The 418-nt window shown below is 55.3% G+C and carries 1 protein-coding gene; it reads left to right on the top strand.

What is annotated here, in order from left to right; all coding sequences use genetic code 11:
• The coding region (locus AC1D0P_RS30495) for a class I SAM-dependent methyltransferase (protein WP_477680147.1) at positions 1 to 246 on the top strand (246 nt) is incomplete at its 5' end.
• Positions 247 to 418 lie beyond the last annotated feature (172 nt).

The following is a 418-nucleotide window of genomic DNA, read 5'->3' as shown; positions in this document are numbered from 1 at the left end:
GAATTCTCCAAAGTGGCCAAGCCGCTGGAAAAAATTTACGACTGGTATTCCTTCAAGGTCCTGCCCCGGCTGGGCAAGCTGGTGGCCAACGACGACTCAAGCTATCAGTACCTCGCCGAGTCCATCCGCATGCATCCGGGCCAGGAAGAACTTAAAGCCCTGATGCGCAAAGGTGGTTTCGGCCATGTGGACTATCACAACATGTCGGGCGGTGTGGTGGCATTGCATGTTGGAATCAAGTGCTGAGGCATTGAACCGCTGAATTGAAATTGAAGTGTTGAGTGTGATTAAGGAGACGATATGAAAACGAAAATCTGGTCCGCGATTCTTTCCACCGTGCTGGTCACGGCCATGGCCCTGGCCGGCACGTCGGCCGAGGCCAAGCGCCTGGCCGGCGGCAAGTCGATCGGCAAACAGT

This window comes from Polaromonas sp. P1_G2 (assembly GCF_056405515.1).
Note: the sequence above shows the minus strand (reverse complement) of the source record. Positions and strands in the feature narration are given on the sequence as shown.